1 protein-coding gene and 1 pseudogene are annotated in these 1646 nt (G+C 67.4%); both read left to right on the plus strand.

The features are described from left to right. A pseudogene (locus N878_RS19730) lies at positions 1–238 on the plus strand (transglutaminase family protein); the annotation flags it as partial. A gap of 113 nt (positions 239–351) precedes the next feature. Continuing rightward, the gene (locus tag N878_RS19735; RefSeq protein WP_021445282.1) at positions 352–1203 is read left to right on the plus strand and encodes a mechanosensitive ion channel family protein; all 852 of its coding nucleotides are present in this window, start codon (positions 352–354) and stop codon (positions 1201–1203) included. The last annotated feature ends 443 nt before the right edge of the window (positions 1204–1646 follow it).

Consider the following 1646-nt stretch of genomic DNA (forward strand, 5'->3'; position numbering starts at 1 on the left):
GCCCGGCCAGCCGCGACTGATCGGCGCCGACGCCTCGCACGCCTGGGTGTCGCTGTACTGCCCGCGCCAGGGCTGGGTGGATTTCGACCCGACCAACAACCTGCGTCCGGCGCTGGAGCACATCACCCTGGCCTGGGGCCGCGATTTCGCCGACGTCTCGCCGCTGCGCGGGGTGATCCTCGGCGGCGGCAGCCACGATCCGGAGGTGCAGGTGACGGTGTTGCCGCTGGACGCCTGAGAACGACGCGGGCGGCTCTGCCACGGCGCCGGCGCGCCGTTGGTCGGCTGCCTGGCGGCCGGCCGGGGCGCTGCTAGCGTTGAGGGGGTTACCCCTCATCTTGGAGCACCGCCATGGACGAAACCTCGCAACTGGTTAGCGCCGGCACGGAAAAACTCACCGCCCTCTATGACCTGGTCGTGCAATACGGCGCGGCCTTCGCCATCAAGATCCTCTCCGCCATCGCCTTCTGGGTCATCGGCCGCTGGCTGATCGGCGTCGCCGTCGGCCTGGTGCAGAAGGCCTTGAGTCAGCAGAAGGTCGACCCGACCGTGCTGCGCTACGTCGGCAACTTCATCTCGGTGACCCTCAACATCATCCTGGTGATCGGCATCCTCGGTTACTTCGGCGTGCAGACCACCAGCCTGGCGGCGCTGATCGCCGCGGTCGGCCTGGCCATCGGCATGGCCTGGTCGGGGCTGCTGGCCAACCTCGCCGCCGGCGGTTTCATCATCGTCCTGCGGCCGTTCAAGGTCGGCGACTTCATCAGCGCCGGCGGGGTGGTCGGTACGGTCACCGAGATCGGCCTGTTCGTCACCGCGATCAACACCCCGGACAACGTGCTGACCCTGGTCGGCAACAACAAGATCTTCTCCGACAACATCCAGAACTTCACCCACAACCCCTTCCGCCGCGTCGAGCTCAAGGCGCAGTTGTCCGGTGCCGCCGACTGGAAGGCCGCCGCCGCCTTGCTCAAGGAGCGGGTCGGCGCGATCGCCAACGTGCTCGCCGAGCCGGCGGTGGACGTGGAAATCCTCGAGTTCAATCTGGTCGGGCCGGTGCTGGCGGTGCGCCCTTACTGCCACAACGACCATTACTGGCAGGTGTATTTCGACACCAACAAGACCATCAAGGACGCCCTCGGCGAGGGCGGTTTCCCGGCGCCGATGCCGGCGCAGACGGTGATCATGCAGCAGGCCGGCTAGCCCGCGGGGCGCGGCGAGTTGTGCACGGAATCTGTGGGTAAGTCTGTACACAAGTTCTGCAGCAAAGCCGCCGCGCCAGGCGCCATCGGCCCTGCGCGGGGCTGTTCAGCTTTTCGCCAGGGCCGCCCTTGGCAGCCTCGCCCAGGGTAAAACTTCAACGAATCCGAAGACTTGCAAGCAGTGCCGGGAAGCGCGGGCGGGCTGCGCCAGGCGGCTCGCGGTTATCCCCGGAAAGCGTGGAGCAAGCTGTGGATAAGCTTGGGGGAAGTCATGCCAGACGGCGCCGGGCAAGGGCTGCCGGCGCCTGCTCGGCAAATGATCGATCAGGCCGTTTTGGTCGGCCGTACGGCTTGCCACAGACGCGCGCCAAGGCTCGCCAGCGGCAGGGCGAGGAGGCCGGCGAGTATGCCGAGCAGCGCATTGAGCAGGGTCGGGGTCAGCGC

It is taken from the genome of Pseudomonas sp. EGD-AK9, assembly GCF_000465935.2.
Classification (GTDB): domain Bacteria; phylum Pseudomonadota; class Gammaproteobacteria; order Pseudomonadales; family Pseudomonadaceae; genus Aquipseudomonas.